This is a genomic window from Candidatus Paceibacterota bacterium (assembly GCA_035530615.1).
GTDB lineage: Bacteria > Actinomycetota > Actinomycetes > Nanopelagicales > Nanopelagicaceae > QYPT01.
In genome coordinates, this window is the sequence record DATKUL010000002.1 from 683514 (window position 1) to 702583 (window position 19070).

General features: G+C 50.2%; 23 protein-coding genes. 17 read left to right on the top strand and 6 right to left on the bottom strand.

All coding sequences use genetic code 11. From position 1 onward, the window contains the following. The first annotated feature begins 59 nt into the window (after nucleotides 1–59). The 9 genes from VMW30_06360 (at nucleotide 60) to VMW30_06400 (ending at nucleotide 6271) form a co-directional block, all read left to right on the top strand. Entirely contained in the window at nucleotides 60–269 is a 210-nt protein-coding gene (locus tag VMW30_06360; GenBank protein HUW87979.1) for a hypothetical protein, read from the top strand. Next, nucleotides 269–541, top strand: coding sequence for a type II toxin-antitoxin system RelE/ParE family toxin (locus VMW30_06365; protein HUW87980.1), 273 nt, complete (start codon nucleotides 269–271; stop codon nucleotides 539–541). The genes VMW30_06360 and VMW30_06365 overlap by 1 nt, the downstream gene beginning before the upstream one ends. A gap of 47 nt (nucleotides 542–588) precedes the next feature. Then, nucleotides 589–1071, top strand: a complete 483-nt coding sequence (locus tag VMW30_06370; protein HUW87981.1) for a YbaK/EbsC family protein — start codon at nucleotides 589–591, stop codon at nucleotides 1069–1071. 9 nt (nucleotides 1072–1080) lie between these two features. Then, nucleotides 1081–1500, top strand: a complete 420-nt coding sequence (locus VMW30_06375) for an HIT family protein (GenBank protein HUW87982.1) — start codon at nucleotides 1081–1083, stop codon at nucleotides 1498–1500. Nucleotides 1501–1628: 128 nt separating this feature from the next. Next, on the top strand, nucleotides 1629–2024 hold the full coding sequence (locus VMW30_06380; GenBank protein HUW87983.1) for a hypothetical protein: 396 nt from the start codon (nucleotides 1629–1631) through the stop codon (nucleotides 2022–2024). Continuing rightward, on the top strand, nucleotides 1993–2823 hold the full coding sequence (locus tag VMW30_06385) for an alpha/beta fold hydrolase (GenBank protein HUW87984.1): 831 nt from the start codon (nucleotides 1993–1995) through the stop codon (nucleotides 2821–2823). Before VMW30_06380 ends, VMW30_06385 begins: the two co-directional genes overlap by 32 nt. 58 nt (nucleotides 2824–2881) lie before the next feature. Next, the gene (locus VMW30_06390) at nucleotides 2882–3685 is read left to right on the top strand and encodes a carotenoid biosynthesis protein (GenBank protein ID HUW87985.1); all 804 of its coding nucleotides are present in this window, start codon (nucleotides 2882–2884) and stop codon (nucleotides 3683–3685) included. 13 nt (nucleotides 3686–3698) lie between these two features. Continuing rightward, complete coding sequence (locus VMW30_06395) at nucleotides 3699–4775, top strand: glycosyltransferase family 2 protein (GenBank protein HUW87986.1); 1077 nt, start codon at nucleotides 3699–3701, stop codon at nucleotides 4773–4775. Beyond that, on the top strand, nucleotides 4772–6271 hold the full coding sequence (locus tag VMW30_06400) for an NAD(P)/FAD-dependent oxidoreductase (protein HUW87987.1): 1500 nt from the start codon (nucleotides 4772–4774) through the stop codon (nucleotides 6269–6271). Before VMW30_06395 ends, VMW30_06400 begins: the two co-directional genes overlap by 4 nt. A 5-nt stretch (nucleotides 6272–6276) precedes the next feature. On the opposite strand, the gene VMW30_06405 is transcribed toward VMW30_06400, so the two are convergent. Together VMW30_06405 and metF are read right to left on the bottom strand one after the other, a co-directional pair. Beyond that, nucleotides 6277–6900, bottom strand: a complete 624-nt coding sequence (locus VMW30_06405) for a CDP-alcohol phosphatidyltransferase family protein (protein HUW87988.1) — start codon at nucleotides 6898–6900, stop codon at nucleotides 6277–6279. 2 nt (nucleotides 6901–6902) lie between these two features. Beyond that, nucleotides 6903–7754: a methylenetetrahydrofolate reductase [NAD(P)H] gene (gene metF / locus VMW30_06410; GenBank protein HUW87989.1), complete on the bottom strand. Its 852-nt coding sequence runs from the start codon at nucleotides 7752–7754 to the stop codon at nucleotides 6903–6905. A gap of 45 nt (nucleotides 7755–7799) precedes the next feature. Here metF and VMW30_06415 point away from each other — a divergent pair, with 45 nt between their 5' ends. The 3 genes from VMW30_06415 to VMW30_06425 are packed head-to-tail and all read left to right on the top strand — an operon-like array spanning nucleotide 7800 to nucleotide 11270. Then, nucleotides 7800–8885, top strand: a complete 1086-nt coding sequence (locus VMW30_06415; protein HUW87990.1) for a polyprenyl synthetase family protein — start codon at nucleotides 7800–7802, stop codon at nucleotides 8883–8885. Next, on the top strand, nucleotides 8886–10370 hold the full coding sequence (gene crtI / locus VMW30_06420) for a phytoene desaturase family protein (GenBank protein HUW87991.1): 1485 nt from the start codon (nucleotides 8886–8888) through the stop codon (nucleotides 10368–10370). Further along, nucleotides 10371–11270, top strand: coding sequence for a phytoene/squalene synthase family protein (locus VMW30_06425; GenBank protein HUW87992.1), 900 nt, complete (start codon nucleotides 10371–10373; stop codon nucleotides 11268–11270). On the opposite strand, the gene VMW30_06430 is transcribed toward VMW30_06425, so the two are convergent. Next, a complete protein-coding gene (locus VMW30_06430; protein HUW87993.1) occupies nucleotides 11243–11557 on the bottom strand; it encodes a lycopene cyclase domain-containing protein in 315 nt (104 codons plus the stop codon). The two genes, VMW30_06425 and VMW30_06430, sit on opposite strands and share 28 nt — an antisense overlap. Next, the gene (locus tag VMW30_06435; protein HUW87994.1) at nucleotides 11554–11886 is read right to left on the bottom strand and encodes a lycopene cyclase domain-containing protein; all 333 of its coding nucleotides are present in this window, start codon (nucleotides 11884–11886) and stop codon (nucleotides 11554–11556) included. The genes VMW30_06430 and VMW30_06435 overlap by 4 nt, the downstream gene beginning before the upstream one ends. 58 nt (nucleotides 11887–11944) lie before the next feature. On the opposite strand from VMW30_06435, the gene VMW30_06440 reads away from it, so the two are divergent. The 5 genes from VMW30_06440 to VMW30_06460 all read left to right on the top strand — a co-directional run bounded on the left by VMW30_06440 (nucleotide 11945) and on the right by VMW30_06460 (nucleotide 17228). Continuing rightward, nucleotides 11945–12505, top strand: a complete 561-nt coding sequence (locus VMW30_06440) for a hypothetical protein (GenBank protein HUW87995.1) — start codon at nucleotides 11945–11947, stop codon at nucleotides 12503–12505. A gap of 61 nt (nucleotides 12506–12566) precedes the next feature. Then, entirely contained in the window at nucleotides 12567–14468 is a 1902-nt protein-coding gene (gene pknB, locus VMW30_06445; protein HUW87996.1) for a Stk1 family PASTA domain-containing Ser/Thr kinase, read from the top strand. A gap of 4 nt (nucleotides 14469–14472) precedes the next feature. Further along, a complete protein-coding gene (locus tag VMW30_06450) occupies nucleotides 14473–15324 on the top strand; it encodes a deoxyribonuclease IV (protein HUW87997.1) in 852 nt (283 codons plus the stop codon). Nucleotides 15325–15326: 2 nt separating this feature from the next. Continuing rightward, nucleotides 15327–16169 (top strand): DMT family transporter, encoded by an 843-nt coding sequence (locus tag VMW30_06455; protein HUW87998.1) that lies wholly within the window; start codon nucleotides 15327–15329, stop codon nucleotides 16167–16169. Nucleotides 16170–16181: 12 nt separating this feature from the next. Next, on the top strand, nucleotides 16182–17228 hold the full coding sequence (locus VMW30_06460) for a GntG family PLP-dependent aldolase (protein HUW87999.1): 1047 nt from the start codon (nucleotides 16182–16184) through the stop codon (nucleotides 17226–17228). On the opposite strand, the gene VMW30_06465 is transcribed toward VMW30_06460, so the two are convergent. After that, a complete protein-coding gene (locus tag VMW30_06465; protein ID HUW88000.1) occupies nucleotides 17205–17699 on the bottom strand; it encodes a methylated-DNA--[protein]-cysteine S-methyltransferase in 495 nt (164 codons plus the stop codon). The two genes, VMW30_06460 and VMW30_06465, sit on opposite strands and share 24 nt — an antisense overlap. 9 nt (nucleotides 17700–17708) lie before the next feature. Further along, a complete protein-coding gene (locus tag VMW30_06470; GenBank protein ID HUW88001.1) occupies nucleotides 17709–19052 on the bottom strand; it encodes a 3-deoxy-7-phosphoheptulonate synthase class II in 1344 nt (447 codons plus the stop codon). Between the last annotated feature and the right edge of the window lie 18 nt (nucleotides 19053–19070).

Here is a 19070-nt window from a genome sequence, read left to right on the forward strand (position 1 = left end):
AAGGTTTCCTAAGGTTCTTTTTTCTGCTAACATCCGGCTCTAGAAGAAACGAGGACACCATGGCTACCACTGTGAAATTGGCCGATCACTTAGTTGACGACGCCAAGAGAATGGCTGCTATTGAACATCGCTCTGTGCCCAAGCAAATTGAGTTTTACTACCAAATTGCTCGAACAGCTGAACAGAATCCTGATCTGTCATTTCATTTGATTCGAGAATTACTCAAGTCGAAATCGGAAGAACCTAGCGGGGAATATCAGTTTGACTGATGAAAGTCCGCACTTCTCCAACTTTTGATAGGTATGCGAAGAAGCTCCATCCGAATGAGAAAAGAACTCTAAACGAGGCAGTTTTGGCTGTTCGAGAAGATCCACTTCTAGGTGAACCCAAAAAAGGCGATCTGGAGGGCTTCTATATATACAAATACAAATTAAAAGCCCAATTGTGGTTGCTGGCTTACACGGTCGAGTCTGAAGAAGTAATGACCTTACGCCTCGTAGGCCCACATGAAAATTTCTACCGAACTCTTAAAAGGATCTAGCCAGTTGTGACCAAGGCCATCTGTTGGTTAGTGAGGTAAATTTTCTTATGACTCAAAAACATCCATCAGTGCTCCGAGTCCAAAGTCGATTGCGTGAACTTGGAATACTCGGTGAAGTTCATCATCTTTCTGACTCTGCCCGTAGCGCACAAGAAGCGGCAGACTCCCTCGGTATCTTGGTTGGACAAGTTGCCTCATCCATCGTTTTCCGTCTTCCAAATGAATTACCACTTTTGGTTATCACGAGCGGTCGCCATCGAGTAGACACTGTTCTCGTTGCGGAAAAACTCCATGTAGAAAAGCTTCACAGGGCAGATTCCAATTTTGTGCGTGAACATTCGGGATTCGCGATCGGTGGAGTTAGCCCAGTCGGATGGATTCAACCTGCAACAATAATCATTGATGAAGCGTTGAATGATTATGAAGTCATTTGGGCCGCCGCAGGACATCCCCATGCAGTCTTTCCAACGAACTACGAGGAATTGGCAAGAACCACCAATGCGAAACCAATGATCGTCTCAGTAGACTAATCTTCTTTCATGAATGACAACGCTGGGTGCATCTTCTGCCAGATCGTCGAAGGTCAGTCCCCAGCTAGAGTTTTACTCGAAAATGAACACTGCATGGCGTTCCTAGATATTGCCCCTGCTGGCAAAGGCCACACCTTGGTGATCCCCAAAAAACATTCGGTGGATATTCTTGATAGTGCAAGTGAGGCACTCTCTGAGGTTATGCGAATGACGAAGGAAGTATCGCAATTGCTCGATACAAAACTCAAGCCAGATGGTTTATCACTTTTCCAAATGAATCGAACGGCAGGCTGGCAGACGGTTTTCCATTTCCACGTGCACATCGTTCCTAGGTGGAATGGCGACTCCCTTATCGAGCCTTGGGTTGAAACCTTGGCGCCAGACCTAGAATTAAATAAGGTTTACAGCGAGTTAACAAATGTCTCCTAATCCCATTGGCTTGCATCCGGTCGCAGACACCACAGGAGGAGTGAGTCCAGTGGGGTGGTTGCAACCAACCACAGTGGTCATTGACGACATCCACATTCTCGGTTCCATTAAGTTGTATCGAAACTAAAATGCTCATAGCGCTGAAGAAAACTGTTCCCACCGCCAAGTTCATTAATACTGAATGGACACCTGGTATCGGAACCGAACTTGCGGAAGTCCTTAATAATTCTGGAATAGCGTGTTCCTTTGGAATTCAGTCTGCAAGTGTCGGTGTAACTGCCGCATGGGTAAGTGATGTTAAAAATTTATTCGATTCACTTACACCCCAAACGCCAAAAGCAAATATTGTCGAAGGAATGGACTCGCAAAGAGAGCTCATTTTCAGGCAAGTCAAGAACGGTTTCATCAGCGGGTTTGGTCCGATCGAAGTGGTGGGCGAGGTGGAGAAATTGAAACATCCATTGGATCTCACTTGGAATTCAACCTTCATTTATGTACCAAGTTCGGATTGCGCCTTTTCCTAAAATGATCCTTCACTCAACTGTCCACGGGTCCTCACCACAGAAAGAGACGCTTCTCCTCATACACGGCATGGGATCTTCTGCATCCTCGGCCTGGAGAAGCATTCTTCCGAGCCTGATGGATAGGTTCACGGTAGTTACACTCGATCTACCTGGCCACGGAAAGTCGCCTATTGATAAAGACCAACCGATGGATCCAGAATCATTGGGTGACGCCGTAATTCGCACGATGCATCATCTGAAATTCGAGAAGTTTCATTCGGTCGGAAATTCTCTGGGTGGCTGGATTTCGCTCGAGATGGCCGCCAAGTATCCCGAGAGAATATCCTCCGTTACCAGCTTGGCGCCAGCGGGGCTCTGGGTTACACCATTTAAAACGCGATACCCCGATGCCGCCATTTCGCAGATGCTCGCCAGCAGCCTTCGAACAGTTTCGCCTTTGCTGATGCGCTACGAATGGGCCAGAAAAATTGGCTTTGAAAATGTCAGCCCAAAGTGGCGTGAATTTTCTTACGAGCTCTGTCTCGATGCCACTACCGCCATGGCTTCATCGACTGGTTACTACCCTGCATGGGAAGCCCTCTTGACCAAACGCTTTGACAAAAAAATCCAGCCATCCATCCCGGTGACAATTATCTTTGGCGACTCAGACCGGACCTTACCTGCAGAGACGTGTCAAACACGCTCCCTGGTCCCGCCACATGCAAAATGGATGACACTCTCTGAGTGTGGTCACGCCCCCATGTGGGACCATCCCGATGACGTGCTCGAACTAATTTCAATAACAACGGGAGTTCTTTAGTGGCAGTGGTTCTCTATTTTTGGCGCATGCTGGTAATGAATAGGGCAGACTAAGCACCATGTCATTGCGCCACTACACACCTCACAGAAATAGGCGAAGGGGAATCTCATCACGGGCCCAGAAATTCCTCTACTCGATCTTGTCACTTGCCATTCTGCTTCAAGTCTTCTACCCCCTGGTGCATGGTGAGATCCTGCGCTACTTAACTTTTGCGGTTATTTATGTGGCGTCACTAGCCATGCTCCTGCACGCGTTCTACTCATTTGGTTGGCGATATGCATTCAGATATTTCGCCATCACTTTCATTTTCGGTTTTCTCGTCGAAGAAATCAGCTTGCGTACCGGATGGCCATTTGGAACTTACGCATACGATCCAAGTTTGGGTCCTCAACTCCTCGGAGTCCCCATAATTGTTCCCTTTGCGTGGCTGATGATGGTGCACCCCATCCTTGTGATCTCACGACGTGTGACGCAACATTGGGTTTTTATATACGGCGGCGCTGCCTTGATGGCTTGGGACCTATTTCTCGACCCGATGATGGTGGCGGCGCACAGATGGTCCTGGACCTTCACCGGCTCGCATGTTCCCTTCGAGCCAGAGATTCCACTTTCGAACACAGCTGGATGGCTCTTAGCGGGGATGGGACTAATCGCGTTACTGCACATATCCCTTCCGCGCGAGAGAAGGAAACAGGGGGCCGAGTTCACCGCGGTGGATATTTTCCTCAGCTGGACACTTTTCTCTGGCGTGGTTGGAAATCTCTTCTTTTTTGACCGACCAGGAGTTGCGCTCTTTGCCGGCGCGATCTTCGCTCTTGTGCTTGCTCCGTATGCCTTCGCCCGCTGGCTCGGACAACCGTAAACTTTTTGTTTCAATGATTTTTGTGCTCTTACTTCTTCCCTCGATAATCATCCTCATCTCTTTTACAAATAAATTCTCTTTGATTCGCCTCAAGAATGCTGAGAAGATTTCTCCGTTCGCGATTACTGTTTTAGTCCCTTTGCGCAATGAAGAGAAAAATGTTGAAGCGGTGGTTGCCTCGCTCAAGAAACAAAGAGGTCTTCCCCATTTCAATATTGTTCTCATCGATGACAATTCAACCGACCAAACACGTCGCCTCTGCTCCGAGGCAATATCCAACGATTCACGTTTTTCTCTCTTGGTCGGAAGTAAGTTGCCCAAGGAGTGGCTGGGAAAGCCGTTTGCACTAAAACAAGGATTAGAGCTCTGCGATTCAGAGTTGATAATTCTCATCGATGCCGACGTTCGTTTGAAGGAAAACGCCATCGCGGAAGCGGCTACGCTCTTTGCGGCGAAAGGCCTGGACTTCATCTCTGTTTATCCGAAGGAGATTGCTCTCACATGGAGCGAGCGTCTCATTCAACCCCTCCTTCAATGGTCATGGTTAGCGAGTGTTCCCTTGAAAGTTGCCGAACACTCCTCCCGACAATCCCTTGCTATCGCTAACGGTCAGTTCTTTCTTCTTCGCAAGTCCTCATTGCTGGCCGTAGGCGGGTTTGATTCGATATGTGATGCTGTCATTGACGATATTGCACTGGCCCGCGTGTTTCTCAGAAACGGATTTCATGGCACCGTAGTTGATGGCTCACGGGTTGCCGAATGTCGTATGTACCAATCGTGGGAAGAATTGCGAAATGGCTACAGTAAATCCCTCCCGGTCGCCTTTGGAGGGTGGTTCGGCTCATCCCTAGTGGTCATACTCCTATTCCTCACTGGGGTACTACCACTTGCATTTGCGCTCACTGGCTCAACCGTCGGAATCGCATCCCTCAGCCTCATCTACTTATCGCGACTATTGAGCGCGCGAATCACAGGTGGACGGTGGATTGATGCAATCGCGCATCCCCTCTCGTCACTCTTGCTCATTTACATGATTGTGCGCTCGTGGCGAACTCGCGGGAAAATTTTATGGAAGGGCAGAGCGATATGAGTCGCATCGTTGTCATCGGCGCAGGTATCGGTGGCATGTCAACTGCAGCACGACTTGCAACACTAGGACACAGCGTTGCAGTCTTTGAGGGCTCAGCACACGTTGGTGGCAAGTGCCGAACTGAGTGGATCGACGGATATGCATTCGATACCGGTCCCACTCTCTTGACACTGCCTGCCGTTTATCGTGATTTCTTTCTCAAGACTGGAGATGCTCTCGAAACAGTTCTTGAAATCCAAGAAGTAAACCCCTCGTTTGACTATCGATTCATAGATGGATCTCACGTTCAATTTGCCAATCTCTCCCGCTTCCAAACGCTCAAGGCGATCGAAGAGAGTTTTGGAAATCAATCGAGTTATCAGTGGAATCATTTGATGCTCCGGGCAGAGAAAATGTGGGATGCATCCCGCGAGAAGTTCATTGAAGCGGAATTGCGCTCTTGGCCATCCCTCTTGAAGAATCCTCAATTCTTTCGCGATCTCCAAACAATCGCACCCTGGAAATCTCTACGTTCGCTCACGCATCAAATCACTCATGACTCCCGACTTCAGTACATCGCTGAGCGTTACGCAACATATAGTGGATCGGATCCGCGAAAGGCACCTGCGGTACTTCTTTCAATTGCCTTCGTCGAAGAGGCTTTTGGTGCATGGCACATCAAAGGTGGAATCGGCCAACTTGCGTATGCGATCCACGACCGCGCCGTTGAACGCGGCGTCACTTTTCATTGTGGGCAAAAAGTGGTTGAAATTCTCCACGATGGAACTCGAACCATCGGAATCCGCTTAGCGGACGGCGCTTCGGTTAAGGCTGACTTGGTTGTCGCCAATGCAGATGCATCGCAGGTCTACTCATCCCTTCTCAAATCCGACCTAAGAGTCTTAAAGAGACCGCGAAGATCCATTGCGCGATCCACTCCGTCATCTGGAGGATTCTCATTGTTTTTAGGATTGAAGAAGGACCCAATGGCTCAACAACTTTCCCACCACACAATTCTTTTCCCAGCCGATTATGAGACCGAGTTCGAATCAATCTTTACCCATATGAAGCCAGCCAAAAAGCCAGCGATCTACATATGCTCCCCGAACGATCCATTGATGGTGCGAAGGGATGACACCGAGGCTTGGTCAGTTCTCGTAAACACTCCTCCTCACTCCACAACTGGTCAAGGCTGGGATTGGAATGATCGCGAATTTTCGCAGTCCTATGCAAATACCATCATCGATCAGATTGAATCACGTGGCATCGCAATTCGAAATCGTCTCGAACTCATGGAAATTCGTACTCCCGCCGACTTGGAGCGAGAGACATTTTCACCAGGTGGTTCAATTTATGGAACGTCAAGCAATGGCGCTCCGGCGGCGTTTTGGCGCGCGAAGAACCGCTCTCCACTTCATGGGTTGTTCTGCGTCGGAGGATCAGCACACCCGGGAGGCGGTTTGCCACTGGTCGGAATCAGCGCAGAAATCGTCGCAAACACGATTGACCACGCTTAGTGTGCTTAGCTCAGACTCTTCCGAGCGAACCTAATAACCAGTCCGAAACTAAATGCTTGTAACAATGTCATTGCAATCGCGATCTCATTGAGCCAATTCGCCGTGGAATCAAACTGCGCAGCCACTATCGCAACGAACATGATGATTGCGCGGATTGGACGCTCCGCGGGAGTCACAACTCCGATCTGGCGAATTCGCTCCGATCCAAGGCGAGCGCGCGCATATTCTTGCAAGGCAGCGATGAGCCAAAATGCCACAACCCATGTCAACGGTGCTCCAAGTCGATAGAACGCAACCGCCCATAATGCCTCGGAGATGCGGTCTGCGACAGAATCAAGGGTTGCACCTAATTTGGTGACTTTGTTCTGGACAATTGCGATGCTTCCATCGACTCCATCACATAGGAGAGAGAATAGAAGCAGAATGGCTATCCACCAGCGCGGGGAATAAAGGGCAGTTCCTGCTGCTAAGGCGACTCCAAAATAGGTAACCGAGTTGGGACTAAGCCGTGCAGAACTGAGTACTCGTGCAATTCGATAAGAGATTCTTAGCCAGCCACCAACCATCCCGGCGGTCGATGCGCCACCATGTTCGAGACTCCACTTCGAGGTGAAATCACCGAAGTTCATGGTCACAGAGAAATACCTAAATTCGTGTATATCTCTCTTGTGGCAGTGGAAGTGTTCATAGTATAGAAATGTAAACCAGGCGCGCCTGCGTCGAGAAGTTCATGACACAATTTTGTCGCAATCTTGATACCAAGTGCCTTGACTGCACCTGAATCTCCATCGATTTTGGCAAAATCCTCTCGAACTTTTTGGGGAATCGGCGTGCCACCCAACTCTGCCATCCGCTCCAACTGCTTAACATTTGTAATTGGCAAAATGCCAGGGATCACGGGAATGCTCGACCCGCGAGCACTGAGTCTCTCGACAAGGGCACTCCACTTGGAAACGTCAAAAAAGAACTGCGTTGTGGCAAAACTCGCTCCAAGGGATTCTTTGCGAAGAAGGACATCGATATCCTGTTCCATATTTCCGCCAGATGCCGGGTGACCATCAGGAAAAGCGGCAACTCCAATGGTGAAATCGCCGCTTTCGGCAGCTAACGCCACGAGTTGGTCAGCATGGTCAAAACCACCAGGTGTAGAAGCCCACGGGACGCTAGGTCCTCCGGTGGGATCGCCTCTCAAAGCCATAATGCTCTTGATTCCCGCCGCGCGGTAATTTTCCAGGACTTCTCTCAATTCGGCTTGCGTCGAACCGACACACGTGAGGTGGGCAACAGTGGGAATATGAGTCCGTTCTGTTATCTCCGACGTAATTCGGATAGTGCGTTCGCGCGTAGAACCACCCGCTCCGTAGGTCACCGAGATGAAAGTTGGCGATAAGGACTCCAGTGACTCCATTGCCGACCACAGGCGCTCTTCACCCAGGGAATCCTTCGGCGGAAAAAACTCAAAGGAAAACGATCTCTTGGCCATAACCTACCTTTCGCGCAACGTGATAAGTGAGGGTACCGTTGCCACGTGACCCTAGAACCTCAGTTCGCTCTTGCGGATATACGAATGCGCGTTCAACGCAATCTCACAAATTTTCTCGCAGAACAAATCCAGTATCTAGGCGAGATCGGCACTGAACTCATACCCGTGGCCGAGGCGATGAACGCCTTTCTCCTTGACGGTGGAAAGCGCTTACGCCCTCTCTTTGCCTACTGCGGATATCTGGCTGCAGGGGGCGAAGACGACGATGCAATTATAGGTGCCGTTTCAAGTCTCGAACTCTTGCAAGCGTGCGCCCTCATCCATGACGACCTCATGGACGGATCAGATACTCGTCGCGGAAAACCTTCGATCCATCGCTGGTTTGAGGCAATTCACGAAAACGAAGAACTCTCCGGATCCGCCACGAGTTACGGAGCATCTGCGGCAGTGCTCCTCGGAGATCTGGCACTTGTCTGGTCAGATCAGATGCTTCACCAAAGCGGAATTGCGAGTGATGCGCTCATCCGCTCCCTCTCGATTTATGATGAGATGAGAGTCGAACTCATGGCAGGGCAATTCCTGGATGTACATGAACAAGCCCTTGCTTCTCAGAGTGTGGCACGCTCGCTTAAGATCGCCCGGTTCAAGTCGGGCAAATACACAGTTGAGCGCCCGCTGCATTTTGGAGTTTTTCTCGCGCAACCAAATCAGCAGAAGAGATCGACATACACAACCATCTTCTCTGAATTTGGCCTCCCACTCGGAGAAGCTTTTCAATTGCGCGATGACCTACTCGGAGTCTTCGGAGATCCATCTGTCACAGGTAAACCCGCCGGGGATGATCTGCGTGAAGGCAAGCGAACCGTCCTCATGGCAATGACCCACGATCGGGCCACGGAGCAGCAAGAGCGCATCATCTCCAAACTCTTTGGCGATCCCAACCTCACGGCCGCCGACATTGAAGAAATGCAAATGGTCATTACCAATACAGGTGCCCGCGAACACGTTGAAGAGCTCATCGAAAGACTCACCCTCACGGCCCTGGATGCCCTCAATCGAGATGAAATCGACTCGACCGCCCACGCCATTCTGAATGAATTGGCATCCAACGCGGTTCGGCGGAGCGTGTAAGTGTCGGCACGGGTTAAAGGACCCACCAACAATATTGTCGTAGTCGGCGCGGGTTTGGCTGGATTGAGCGCAGCCCTTCGCTTGGCGGGCGCCGGACGGAACGTCACGGTTATCGAGCGTGAATCGGTTCCTGGTGGACGAAATGGTCTGCTCAAAATCGGTGGCTACTCATTTGATACCGGTCCGACGGTGCTCACGATGCCCAACCTTATTGAAGATGCCTTCAATTGTGTTGGAGAAGAAACAAAGGACTGGCTCGAACTTAAACCACTCTCCCCTCTTTACCGTGCCTTCTATCACGACGGTTCGACCATTGATGTTCATGCTGATACCAAAAAAATGGAAAATGAAATTGAAAGAACGATTGGCGCTTCAGAGGCTCAGGCTTATAAGAAGTACGTTCAATTCGTAACCAAGCTCTACAAATATGAAATGAATGATTTCATAAATCGAAATATTGATTCTCCGCTCAATCTGATTACACCTAACCTGGCAAAACTTGTTGCAATCGGCGCATTCCGAAAATTAGCGCCGAAGGCTAATCAGTACTTCAAAGATCCTCGTCTCCAAAAGATCTACTCTTTCCAGGCAATGTATGCCGGGGTGAGCCCTCGACAGGCACTCGCGATCTATGCCGTCATTGCCTACATGGACTCAGTAAATGGGGTCTTCTTTCCCAAGGGTGGAATGCACGCTCTTCCAGCTGCCTTGGCTAGCGTCGCCGAGAAGCACGGCGTCAATTTCATGTACAACACCACGGTCACTTCAATTGACTATTCAAATGGGCGCGCACGAGCGGTTATTACTGATACCGGAAAGAGTATTCCTTGCGACGTCGTGGTTCTCAATCCCGACCTTCCGGTTGCGTGGAGAGACCTGCTCAACCGGACTCCACGCTCTGTTGCTCGGCTAAAATATTCGCCTTCGTGTGTCACCTTATTGATTGGTTCGAGCAAAGAGTACTCACACCTCGCTCACCACAATATTCACTTCGGTCAAGCCTGGGATGGGATCTTTGACGAACTCATCGAGAAGAAGACCCTCATGTCAGACCCAAGTTTTCTAGTGACGGTTCCGACCATGGACGATGCCTCACTTGCACCACAAGGAAAACAGTCTTACTACGTGCTCTTCCCTGTCCCTAACTTGGATTCTTCAATCGACTGGAATCACATGGCAGAGCCATACCGAGATCAGATGATTGAGACTCTTGAAAAACGCGGTTACCCCGATTTCGCCGACTCGATAGAAATCGAAACAGTTACGACGCCGTTGGATTGGCAGAGGCGAGGCATGGAACGAGGGGCACCATTCGCGAGTGCGCACACCTTCTTCCAAACTGGCCCCTTTCGACCAAGTAATCTTGCCCGCGGTTTCGAAAACGTTGTCTTTGCGGGATCAGGAACCCAACCCGGAGTTGGCGTGCCGATGGTTCTTATTTCAGGTCGCCTGGCGGCCGAGCGCATAGTTGGTCGGGTGAAATAAATGGATGAACTAACTTCTGCCGGAATCCTTGATCCCCTCCTCCGAGCGTCGTATAAGGAGTGCAAACGACTCAATACGACGCACGGCAAAACCTACTATCTTGCAACCCTTCTCCTACCTAAGTCGAAGCGTCCATTTGTCCATGCTCTCTATGGATTCGCCCGTTATGCCGACGAAATTGTCGATGACCTTTCCTCACGACTTGATGCAGTTGAAAGGGGTCTGCAACTAAAGAGTTGGGGTCAATCCATTCTGGCGAGTCTAAGAAGTGGCGAAAGTCAGGACCCTGTAGGACGCGCCCTTATCGATACCGCCACGCGATTTTCAGTACCGATTGAATACTTCGAATCATTTTTACATTCGATGACGATGGACTTATCCATCGTCGAATACGAGACCTTTGATCAACTTATGGAATACATGTACGGCTCTGCGGCAGTAATAGGGCTTGAGATGGCGCAAGTACTTGGAATAAGTACACCCGGCGCACTTGAATCAGCAAAGAAACTCGGAATTGCCTTTCAGCTAGCAAACTTCATTAGGGATATCAGCGAGGATCTTGATCGAGGCAGAATCTATCTTCCCTTGGAAGAGTTAAAAGTCAGTGGAGTCAATCGCGCAATGCTTGAAAAAAGAGTCCTAACTCCGGAAATTGTGGAGGCACTCAAATTCCAAATCACAAAAGTGAGAATCCTTCAAGAGGAAGCCAATGCAGGAATTAGCCTTTTACCTAGAGAAAGTCGTCCCTGTATACGCGCAGCCAGCGAAATGTATTGCGGAATTATTGATGCCGTCGAAGCAAATGGTTATGACATATTTAATTCACACTCACAAGTGCCGGTGATTCGGAAAGCGAAGGTTATGCTGCAATCTTATGCAGGCAAAGTCTTCCTGCGCTGACGTCTTCCGTAGTTAACCCAAAGTGAGAGCACGCCTAAAATGAATGCAAACCCATAGATCAGATCTTCTATCGGGGCTGAAGCGATGCGCACACCCAAAATATCTTTCGAGTCGTAGATGACTATCTCTCTCGAGGTGAGCCACCAATTTGTTAAAAGCTGAAATGGAAGAATGATTGCGTACGAAGTCCAGAATGCCTTTCTGCCAAGCAATCCAGTCTTAATTATGAGCAAATCCAGTGCCATGGCCAGACCAAGTGCCAAGATCACAATCTGGGTGTAGGTCATTCTTCATCACCCACCTTCCAGTGAATCTTTACCTTCCGCACTGCCTCTAACGTCATGATTGCAGCCAACGGGATGATTATAAAAAAGAGGTATTCCTCGACTGGAAGATGAAACGGTCCGTAAATTCCTACGACTTGGTCTGCATCAAAACTCCATTGATTTCGAAGGACCGCGATAGCATCCCAAATCAAAAAGAAAATCGCTGGCGGCAAAATACTTTGCGCTGCCTGCTTTATTCTGCGAAGAACTCGGACCTTGAGTGCAAATTCCAACCAGAAAGAGGCAAGGGCAGTGAACGCGAGCATCCCTACGTAACCGTATTTCTCCACCTGCGTATTCTTACGAGTTATTTGCTACAGTGACAAATGCGAAAGGCTCTCTAAACTCATGGATCTTGTGAAGGTCGTCGAAGAAATCCTGCTCACGCCGCCACGTTGTGGGAGCACACATGTGCTGGCAATTGATGGACGTGCCGGGGCAGGCAAGACGACTCTTGCCAATAACCTTTTCCTGGCTCTAAGCGCGACGTGCCCCGCAGCCCTCATACATATGGATGAAATGTATGAGGGCTGGGAATCAGCTCTGGGAGAATCACTCACCGAAAGACTCTCGAATTTGCTTGAGGATTTGTCGCGTGGCGTGCCACATCAGCTGCCAATTTATGATTGGCATGTAAAGGCTTTCAATGCCTTTCGCGAAATAATGCCAACCTGCATACTGATCCTCGAAGGGGTTGGAAGTGCACAGCGGATTGTCCGAGAGTTTGCGACGGCAACCTTTTGGCTAGATATTGACTCCGAAACCGGCTTGACCCGCGTATTGGAACGCGATGAGAAAATCAGCGAGCCATTCATGAGCCAATGGCAGGTCGATGAAGATGAGCACCACCGCCGTGAAAAGACTCGAGAAAACGCCGATTTCGTCCTCTCCACGATCTCGCCGTTCTGAACTTTCGGGGTTGTAGCGCGCCGCAACCCAGTTGATCTACTGAGTTGCCTAAGATTTTCTTGTGTCCGATCTAACTGGTGAACTCATCGATGGACGCTATGAGCTCCTAGAGCAAATTGCTACGGGTGGGATGGCGACGATCTATATTGCCTTGGACACTCGTCTCGATCGCAAAGTTGCCGTAAAGATTATGCATTCGCATCTGGCTGATGATGAGAAATTTGTGAATCGATTCATCAAGGAAGCGAAAGCGGCAGCAGCACTCTCCCACCCAAATATTGTGAGCGTCCAAGACCAGGGCTGGAATCAAGGTGGTACTCCAGCAGTATTTCTAGTGATGGAGTACGTGGAGGGATTTACCCTTCGGGAATATCTATTTGAACAAGGAAAACTTTCATCTAGTGAAGTAATCCGACATCTCATTCCAATCCTGAGCGCCCTTTCCGCCGCTCATAAGATTGGAATCGTCCACCGCGACATAAAACCGGAAAATATCCTCATCTCAATCAACGGCCGCATTAAAGTTGCGGATTTTGGTTTGGCCCACGGCGGCCTCCTAGGAAATACGATGACCGCAGAGTCCAGTGTCATTCTGGGCAGTGTTTCTTACTTGTCCCCTGAACAAGTACTCCGCGGGATAGCCGATACAAGGAGCGATGTCTACTCCGTAGGAATCGTCGCCTTCGAACTCCTCACCGGCGAGAAACCATTCGCCGGGGACTCGCCAATAAATATTGCCTACAAGCATGTCCACGAGCGCGTCCCTGCGCCCTCGACCCTTGTTTCTGGAATTCCAGAATCTCTTGATGCCCTCATCCTGCGAGCCACAAGTGTTAACCCAGATGATCGCCCGTACGATGCTGAGAATTTCCTGGAAGAAGTGCGGAACATTCAGACCGAAATGGATCCAAAGCGAACCCAGATGAGTTTGGAACTCGATCTCCCACCCATCGCCAGAGAGAAATCTCGCTCTCCCAAGAGAGTTTCTGCCAGGCCTATTCCTCCTCCTTCTGGCACAGTGGCGACTATGAAATCGGAGAAAACTGAAAGCACTGCCCAAATAAGTAAACGTAAGGCAAGTTCACGCGTCCGCAGGAATCGATGGATCGCGTTCATTCTCGCGATCCTGCTTACTGGAGGGTTTTGGTATGCATTTGGAGGTTTTGGCAACCGCGTTTCCATTCAAACGATGGCCGGCATGAGCACAAGTGAGGCCGATACATATCTAGCCTCACTTGGCCTTCATGCCCGCGTTGAGAAAATATTTAGCGAGGAGGTCGGCGCGGGCAAAATAATTTCCACCAATCCTGGCGGAGGTGGCCACGTCAATAAAGGTGGCACAGTCTCACTCGTAGTGTCTAAGGGGCCGGAGAGATATCTCGTCCCCAATGTAAAGAATCTGGCGATACCGCGCGCTGAGGAACTCCTAAAAGAGAATTCCCTCGTTCTTGGAACGGTGACTGAAGTCTTTAATACAGTCGTGACAAAAGGCTTAATTATCTCCGCCTCACCGACCATTGGAACTTCCGTGCGGAAAAATACCACCGTTGATCTCCTAGTGAGCAAAGGTATTGAAAAGATTCCGCTAACGTCCTACCAGGGCAAAAGTAGCGATCAAGCCCTCAACGAACTTACGGCTGCAGGATTCGATGTCACACCAACCTATGCCTTCAGCGATACCGTGCCTATCGGAATAGTTGTGAGCCAAACACCAGATGGCGGTACGAATTTGCCGAAAGGGACAAAGATTGCCCTTGTCATTTCCAAAGGTCCAGAATGGGTCTTCATTCCAAATGTCTACTCTCTGACTCAGGAAAAAGCCACCACCGCGCTGGAAGATCTCAATCTCATGGTAACCATTAAGAAAATTGGTACACGTGCAAATAAGGTGGTCATTGATGTCTCTCCGGCTGTCGGATCCAAAGTGAAACGTGGCAGTACGGTGGTCGTGACAGTAGGGTAGGTCAATGCCTAACCCACGAATCGGTGCGCACGTTCCCACAACTGGCGGAATGGCAAAGCGCTCAATTGCCTACGCAGAGACTGTCGGAGCTGAAGTAATTCAGGTCTTTGCCTCCAATCCACGGGGGTGGGCGATGCCAGAGCCCAATCGCACAGCTGATGAAGAATTCCGCAAAGTTGCCCGCGAACGCGATATCGCAACCTACGTCCATGCGCCGTACCTTATTAATCTTGGATCCCCAACGCATGAGACCTACCAAAATTCGCTTCACTCAACTCGTTATTCACTTTCCCGCGGTGCAGATATTGGTGCCCTCGGAGTTGTCATCCATACCGGCTCTGCCGTTGAGGTGAATCACGTTCCGCAAGCATGGAAACAAATACATGATGGGATGATGCCGATTTTAGAGGCGCTACCTGACGACGCCCCTCCCCTCCTTCTCGAACCCACCGCCGGGCAGGGCCAATCCCTTGTTAAACGCCTAGAGGATTTAGTGCACTACTTCGATGCCTTGGAGAATCACCCAAAAGTTGGGGTTTGCCTAGATACGTGCCATGTTTTTGCAGCCGGCCATGACATAAACAAGAAAGGTGGCATGAAGGAGACCATTGACCTACTGGTCTCAGTAGTGGGGGCAGGCCGGCTTCAACTTATTCATGCCAATGATTCCATGGATGTTTGCGGAGCACTGAAAGACCGGCACCAGAATCTTGGTGAAGGGTACATCGGCCTAGAACCATTCAAAGAGCTCATCAATCATCCCGCGGTAGCAAATGTTCCCCTAGTCCTAGAGACTCCGGGACAAGAACCTGAACATGGCAGAGAGATTGCGATCCTTAAGAAGTACCGAAAATAATTATGCGGTTGCGCTTAGCCCCACTTGCACTTCTGGCTGTCTCGGCAATGTGGGGATCGACCTTTTTCATGATGAAAGAGGCAATCCAACGCCAAGATGTCAATAGTTTTCTTTTTACCCGCTTCTCGATTGCCATAATTGCGATGCTCCTCATACGACCCCAAGTGGTTAAGTTATTCAACCGCGACATGGTGACAAAGGGCCTTATATCTGGAACGTTCCTCGCCGCCGGATACCTTTTCCAAACATTTGGTTTAGCACTTACATCGGCTGCTGTGACAGGTTTCATCACTGGGCTCTATGTCATCGCTACCCCACTCATGGCAGCTCTCTTTCTTGGGCAAAAGATCTCTCGAAAAATCTGGTTCTACGTCGCACTCGCGACTTGTGGACTCGGACTTCTATCCCTCCATGGATGGTCAATGGGAAGAGGCGAGCTGCTTGTCCTAGCGTGCGCACTTGCCTACGCAGCACAAATCATCGCCCTCAGCAAATGGAGCAAAGGCAGGGATGCTTACGCGCTCACCACTCTTCAACTAATCCCGTGCGCGGTTCTGTCAGGGCTAGCCACACTCTTCAACGGCTACCAAGTGCCACCCGATGCCGGAGTCTGGGGAGTGGTGGTTTTCACGGCCATTTTCGCAACTGCCTTAGCTTTCATGGTGCAAACCTGGTCACAGGCGCATATCTCCGCTACCAAAGTCGCCGTTATCTTGACGATGGAAACGGTCTTCGCTGCCGTCTTTGCCGTGATATTTGGTGGAGAACATCTAACCCTGAAGATAGCCGCCGGTGGGGCGATGGTCGTGGCCGCGATGTACATGATCGTTCTTGAAGAAGCGTGAGAGAATACCCATATGCGCGTGGATCTTCGTTCTGACACAGTTACCGTCCCCTCCCCAGGCATGCGTGAGGCCATAGCAGAAGCGCCAGTTGGGGATGACGTATACGGCGAAGACGTCACCGTGAATTCGCTGGAAGAGCGGGTTGCCTCAATGTTTGGCAAAGAAGCTGCTCTTTTCACTCCCTCTGGTTCTCTCGCAAATCAACTAGCAATTCGGATGCTCGTTGCACCTGGCGAAGAACTTCTTGCAGAGACGTTCTCGCATATTGTGCGTGCCGAGCTGGGAGCTGCGGCGGTTTTCAGCGGAATAACAACTCGTACCTGGCAAGCACCGCTCGGATTACTCAAAGCACAGGATGCGATGGAAATTGCACGACCGGATTCTGGTCCCTACCAAGTTTCGACGACTGCAATCGCGGTCGAGAACACTCATAACTTCGGCGGAGGAACTATCCAACCTCTAAATGAAATCGCCGAACTTTATACATTGGCCGAAGGTGTGGGAATCAAACTCCACCTTGATGGAGCACGCATTTGGAATGCACACATTGCCAGTGGAGTTGCTCTTCCCGTGTATGCAAAGTACTTCGAAACCATAAGCGTCTGTCTCTCAAAGGGGCTAGGTGCCCCTGTTGGCTCACTTATGCTTTCAACCAAGGAAAAAATTTCCGGGGCCCGTGTGTGGCGAAAACGATATGGGGCGGGAATGCGCCAAGTTGGAATCCTTGCCGCCGCAGGTCACTTCGCTCTCGATACAAACTTGCCGTTATTAAAGCATGATCATCGTCGCGCGCACTTTCTTGCAGAAAAACTACATGGCATCGTGCCATCAATTGTTGACCCCAAAAATGTTGAGACAAATATTGTGTCCCTCGATTTGTCTGACATTTCTTTAAATGCCGCGGAATTTGCATTATTACTAAAAAATGAAGGAGTGCTGATTAGTGCACTCGGCCCAAACTTCGCTCGTATTGTTACTCATCTGGATATCGATGATAAAGACATTGAGTTTGCAGCAGAAGCGATGAGTAGAATTTTACAGGGCACCCTCGTGGCGTAGGAGCCATTCCTTAACATCTAGTCCGTACGCATAATTTCCCAGAGCACCGCCCGTTTTTACAACGCGATGGCATGGCACTACAACCACGATCGCATTCTTAGCACAAGCAGTTCCAGCCGCACGAACAGCGGCTGGAGAACCCGCCCGATGGGCAAGATCCGCGTACGAAAGAACTTTGCCTGGACGAATCTTTCGCATCGCTTTCCACGCGGCTTGAGAAAATTGCGCCCCAACTTGTCTAGTCGCAATTGAATTAATCGCTTCGACATCACCAGCAAAATAATCATCAATAAGATCAGAAATGATTGGAATTCGCTTTACTCGGTCAATCCCGCGCCGGGCATCAACTTTATCAAGGCCATCTAACATCGAATCAAAACTGCCAAAACTAGCACTCAAAAGGACGTGTTCATGGGCAATCATCTGAAGCAGACCGATGGAGGTCTTGGTTGATGCTAGAAGTAGTGCCACCCTGAAAGATTAGCGATCGCGAAGCATCTCCGCTACGAGGAATGCGAGTTCGAGTGACTGGGCATGGTTGAGCCGTGGGTCACATGCGCTTTCGTAGCGTGTTGCCAAATCGTCGTGCGATATCTGCTCACCGCCGCCGACGCACTCTGTTACATCATCACCTGTTAATTCGATGTGAATCCCTCCCGGGTGAGTTCCGAGTGACTTGTGCACCTCAAAGAACCCTTTGACTTCATCCAGCACGTCTTCAAACTTGCGAGTCTTATACCCGCTTGGAGCCTCATAGGTATTGCCATGCATCGGATCGCTGACCCAGAGCACTTGAGCGCCCGATTTAGTGACGCCTTCGATCAGTGGCGGCAACGCTTCACGGATGTGCTTAGCCCCCATACGAGTAATGAATGTGAGGCGTCCTGGTTCGCGATGCGGATCCAACTTATCAATCAAGGCCAATGCATCCTCAACCGTCGACTTAGGCCCAAGCTTTACCCCAATGGGATTTCTCACCTTAGAAGCGAAATCGACATGAGCGCCATCGAGTTGACGGGTCCGCTCACCGATCCAGATAAAATGTGCTGAAACGTCATACGGCAATTGCGTACGGGAGTCGATCCGGGTCAGCGCCTTTTCGTATTCCAGAATGAGCGCTTCGTGGCTGGAGAAAAGATCGACGCTTTTGAAAGCAGAAGGATCGACTCCTGCCGAGCGCATGAATTCAAGGGCACGACCGATCTCGTTTGCCATTTCTTCGTAACGCATACCGACCGAAGAATCACGGATAAAGCCCTTGTTCCATTCGTGGACTTGGCGCAGATCGGCGAAGCCGCCTTGGGTAAATGCCCGGACGAGGTTGAGGGTGGCGGCAGAAGTGTTATAGACCCTGACCAACCGTTGCGGGTCTGGAGTACGGGACTCTTGCGTGAATTCCAATCCGTTTACTGCATCGCCACGGTAGGCCGGAAGTGTAATGTCGCCACGTTTTTCAAAATCGTTGGAGCGAGGCTTGGCAAACTGGCCCGCCATGCGACCAACTTTCACCACCGGCAAACTTGAGTAGTACTGCAATACCGCTGCCATTTGCAGAATTGTCTTGATTCGGTTGCGTATTGAATCCGCGGTTGCGGCTGCAAAGGTTTCGGCGCAATCTCCACCCTGCAGCCAGAAAGCCCTACCCTCGGCTGCTTCCGCGATCCGCTCTTTGAGATTGTCACACTCACCGGCGAAGACCAACGGAGGAAAGCTTTTCAACTCTTTCACTGCGGCTTTAATCGCCGGTCCATTCGCTCCCCCGGGCCAGGTTGGTTGTTGGGCCGCGACAAGGCCCGGCGTGAAGAGGGCATCCAAGGTGGTCATAGTTTCCTAGCGTAGAGA

Coding starts and splice junctions, on each gene's coding strand:
- VMW30_06370 (HUW87981.1), top strand. CDS start 589: ATGACTCAAAAACATCCATCAGTGCTCCGAGTCCAAAGTCGATTGCGT.
- VMW30_06460 (HUW87999.1), top strand. CDS start 16,182: ATGCGCGTGGATCTTCGTTCTGACACAGTTACCGTCCCCTCCCCAGGC.
- VMW30_06455 (HUW87998.1), top strand. CDS start 15,327: ATGCGGTTGCGCTTAGCCCCACTTGCACTTCTGGCTGTCTCGGCAATG.
- VMW30_06375 (HUW87982.1), top strand. CDS start 1,081: ATGAATGACAACGCTGGGTGCATCTTCTGCCAGATCGTCGAAGGTCAG.
- VMW30_06385 (HUW87984.1), top strand. CDS start 1,993: ATGTACCAAGTTCGGATTGCGCCTTTTCCTAAAATGATCCTTCACTCA.
- VMW30_06425 (HUW87992.1), top strand. CDS start 10,371: ATGGATGAACTAACTTCTGCCGGAATCCTTGATCCCCTCCTCCGAGCG.
- metF (HUW87989.1), bottom strand. CDS start 7,754: ATGGCCAAGAGATCGTTTTCCTTTGAGTTTTTTCCGCCGAAGGATTCC.
- VMW30_06365 (HUW87980.1), top strand. CDS start 269: ATGAAAGTCCGCACTTCTCCAACTTTTGATAGGTATGCGAAGAAGCTC.
- VMW30_06400 (HUW87987.1), top strand. CDS start 4,772: ATGAGTCGCATCGTTGTCATCGGCGCAGGTATCGGTGGCATGTCAACT.
- VMW30_06390 (HUW87985.1), top strand. CDS start 2,882: ATGTCATTGCGCCACTACACACCTCACAGAAATAGGCGAAGGGGAATC.
- VMW30_06470 (HUW88001.1), bottom strand. CDS start 19,052: ATGACCACCTTGGATGCCCTCTTCACGCCGGGCCTTGTCGCGGCCCAA.
- VMW30_06360 (HUW87979.1), top strand. CDS start 60: ATGGCTACCACTGTGAAATTGGCCGATCACTTAGTTGACGACGCCAAG.
- VMW30_06395 (HUW87986.1), top strand. CDS start 3,699: ATGATTTTTGTGCTCTTACTTCTTCCCTCGATAATCATCCTCATCTCT.
- VMW30_06430 (HUW87993.1), bottom strand. CDS start 11,557: ATGACCTACACCCAGATTGTGATCTTGGCACTTGGTCTGGCCATGGCA.
- VMW30_06450 (HUW87997.1), top strand. CDS start 14,473: ATGCCTAACCCACGAATCGGTGCGCACGTTCCCACAACTGGCGGAATG.
- VMW30_06380 (HUW87983.1), top strand. CDS start 1,629: ATGCTCATAGCGCTGAAGAAAACTGTTCCCACCGCCAAGTTCATTAAT.
- VMW30_06405 (HUW87988.1), bottom strand. CDS start 6,900: ATGAACTTCGGTGATTTCACCTCGAAGTGGAGTCTCGAACATGGTGGC.
- VMW30_06440 (HUW87995.1), top strand. CDS start 11,945: ATGGATCTTGTGAAGGTCGTCGAAGAAATCCTGCTCACGCCGCCACGT.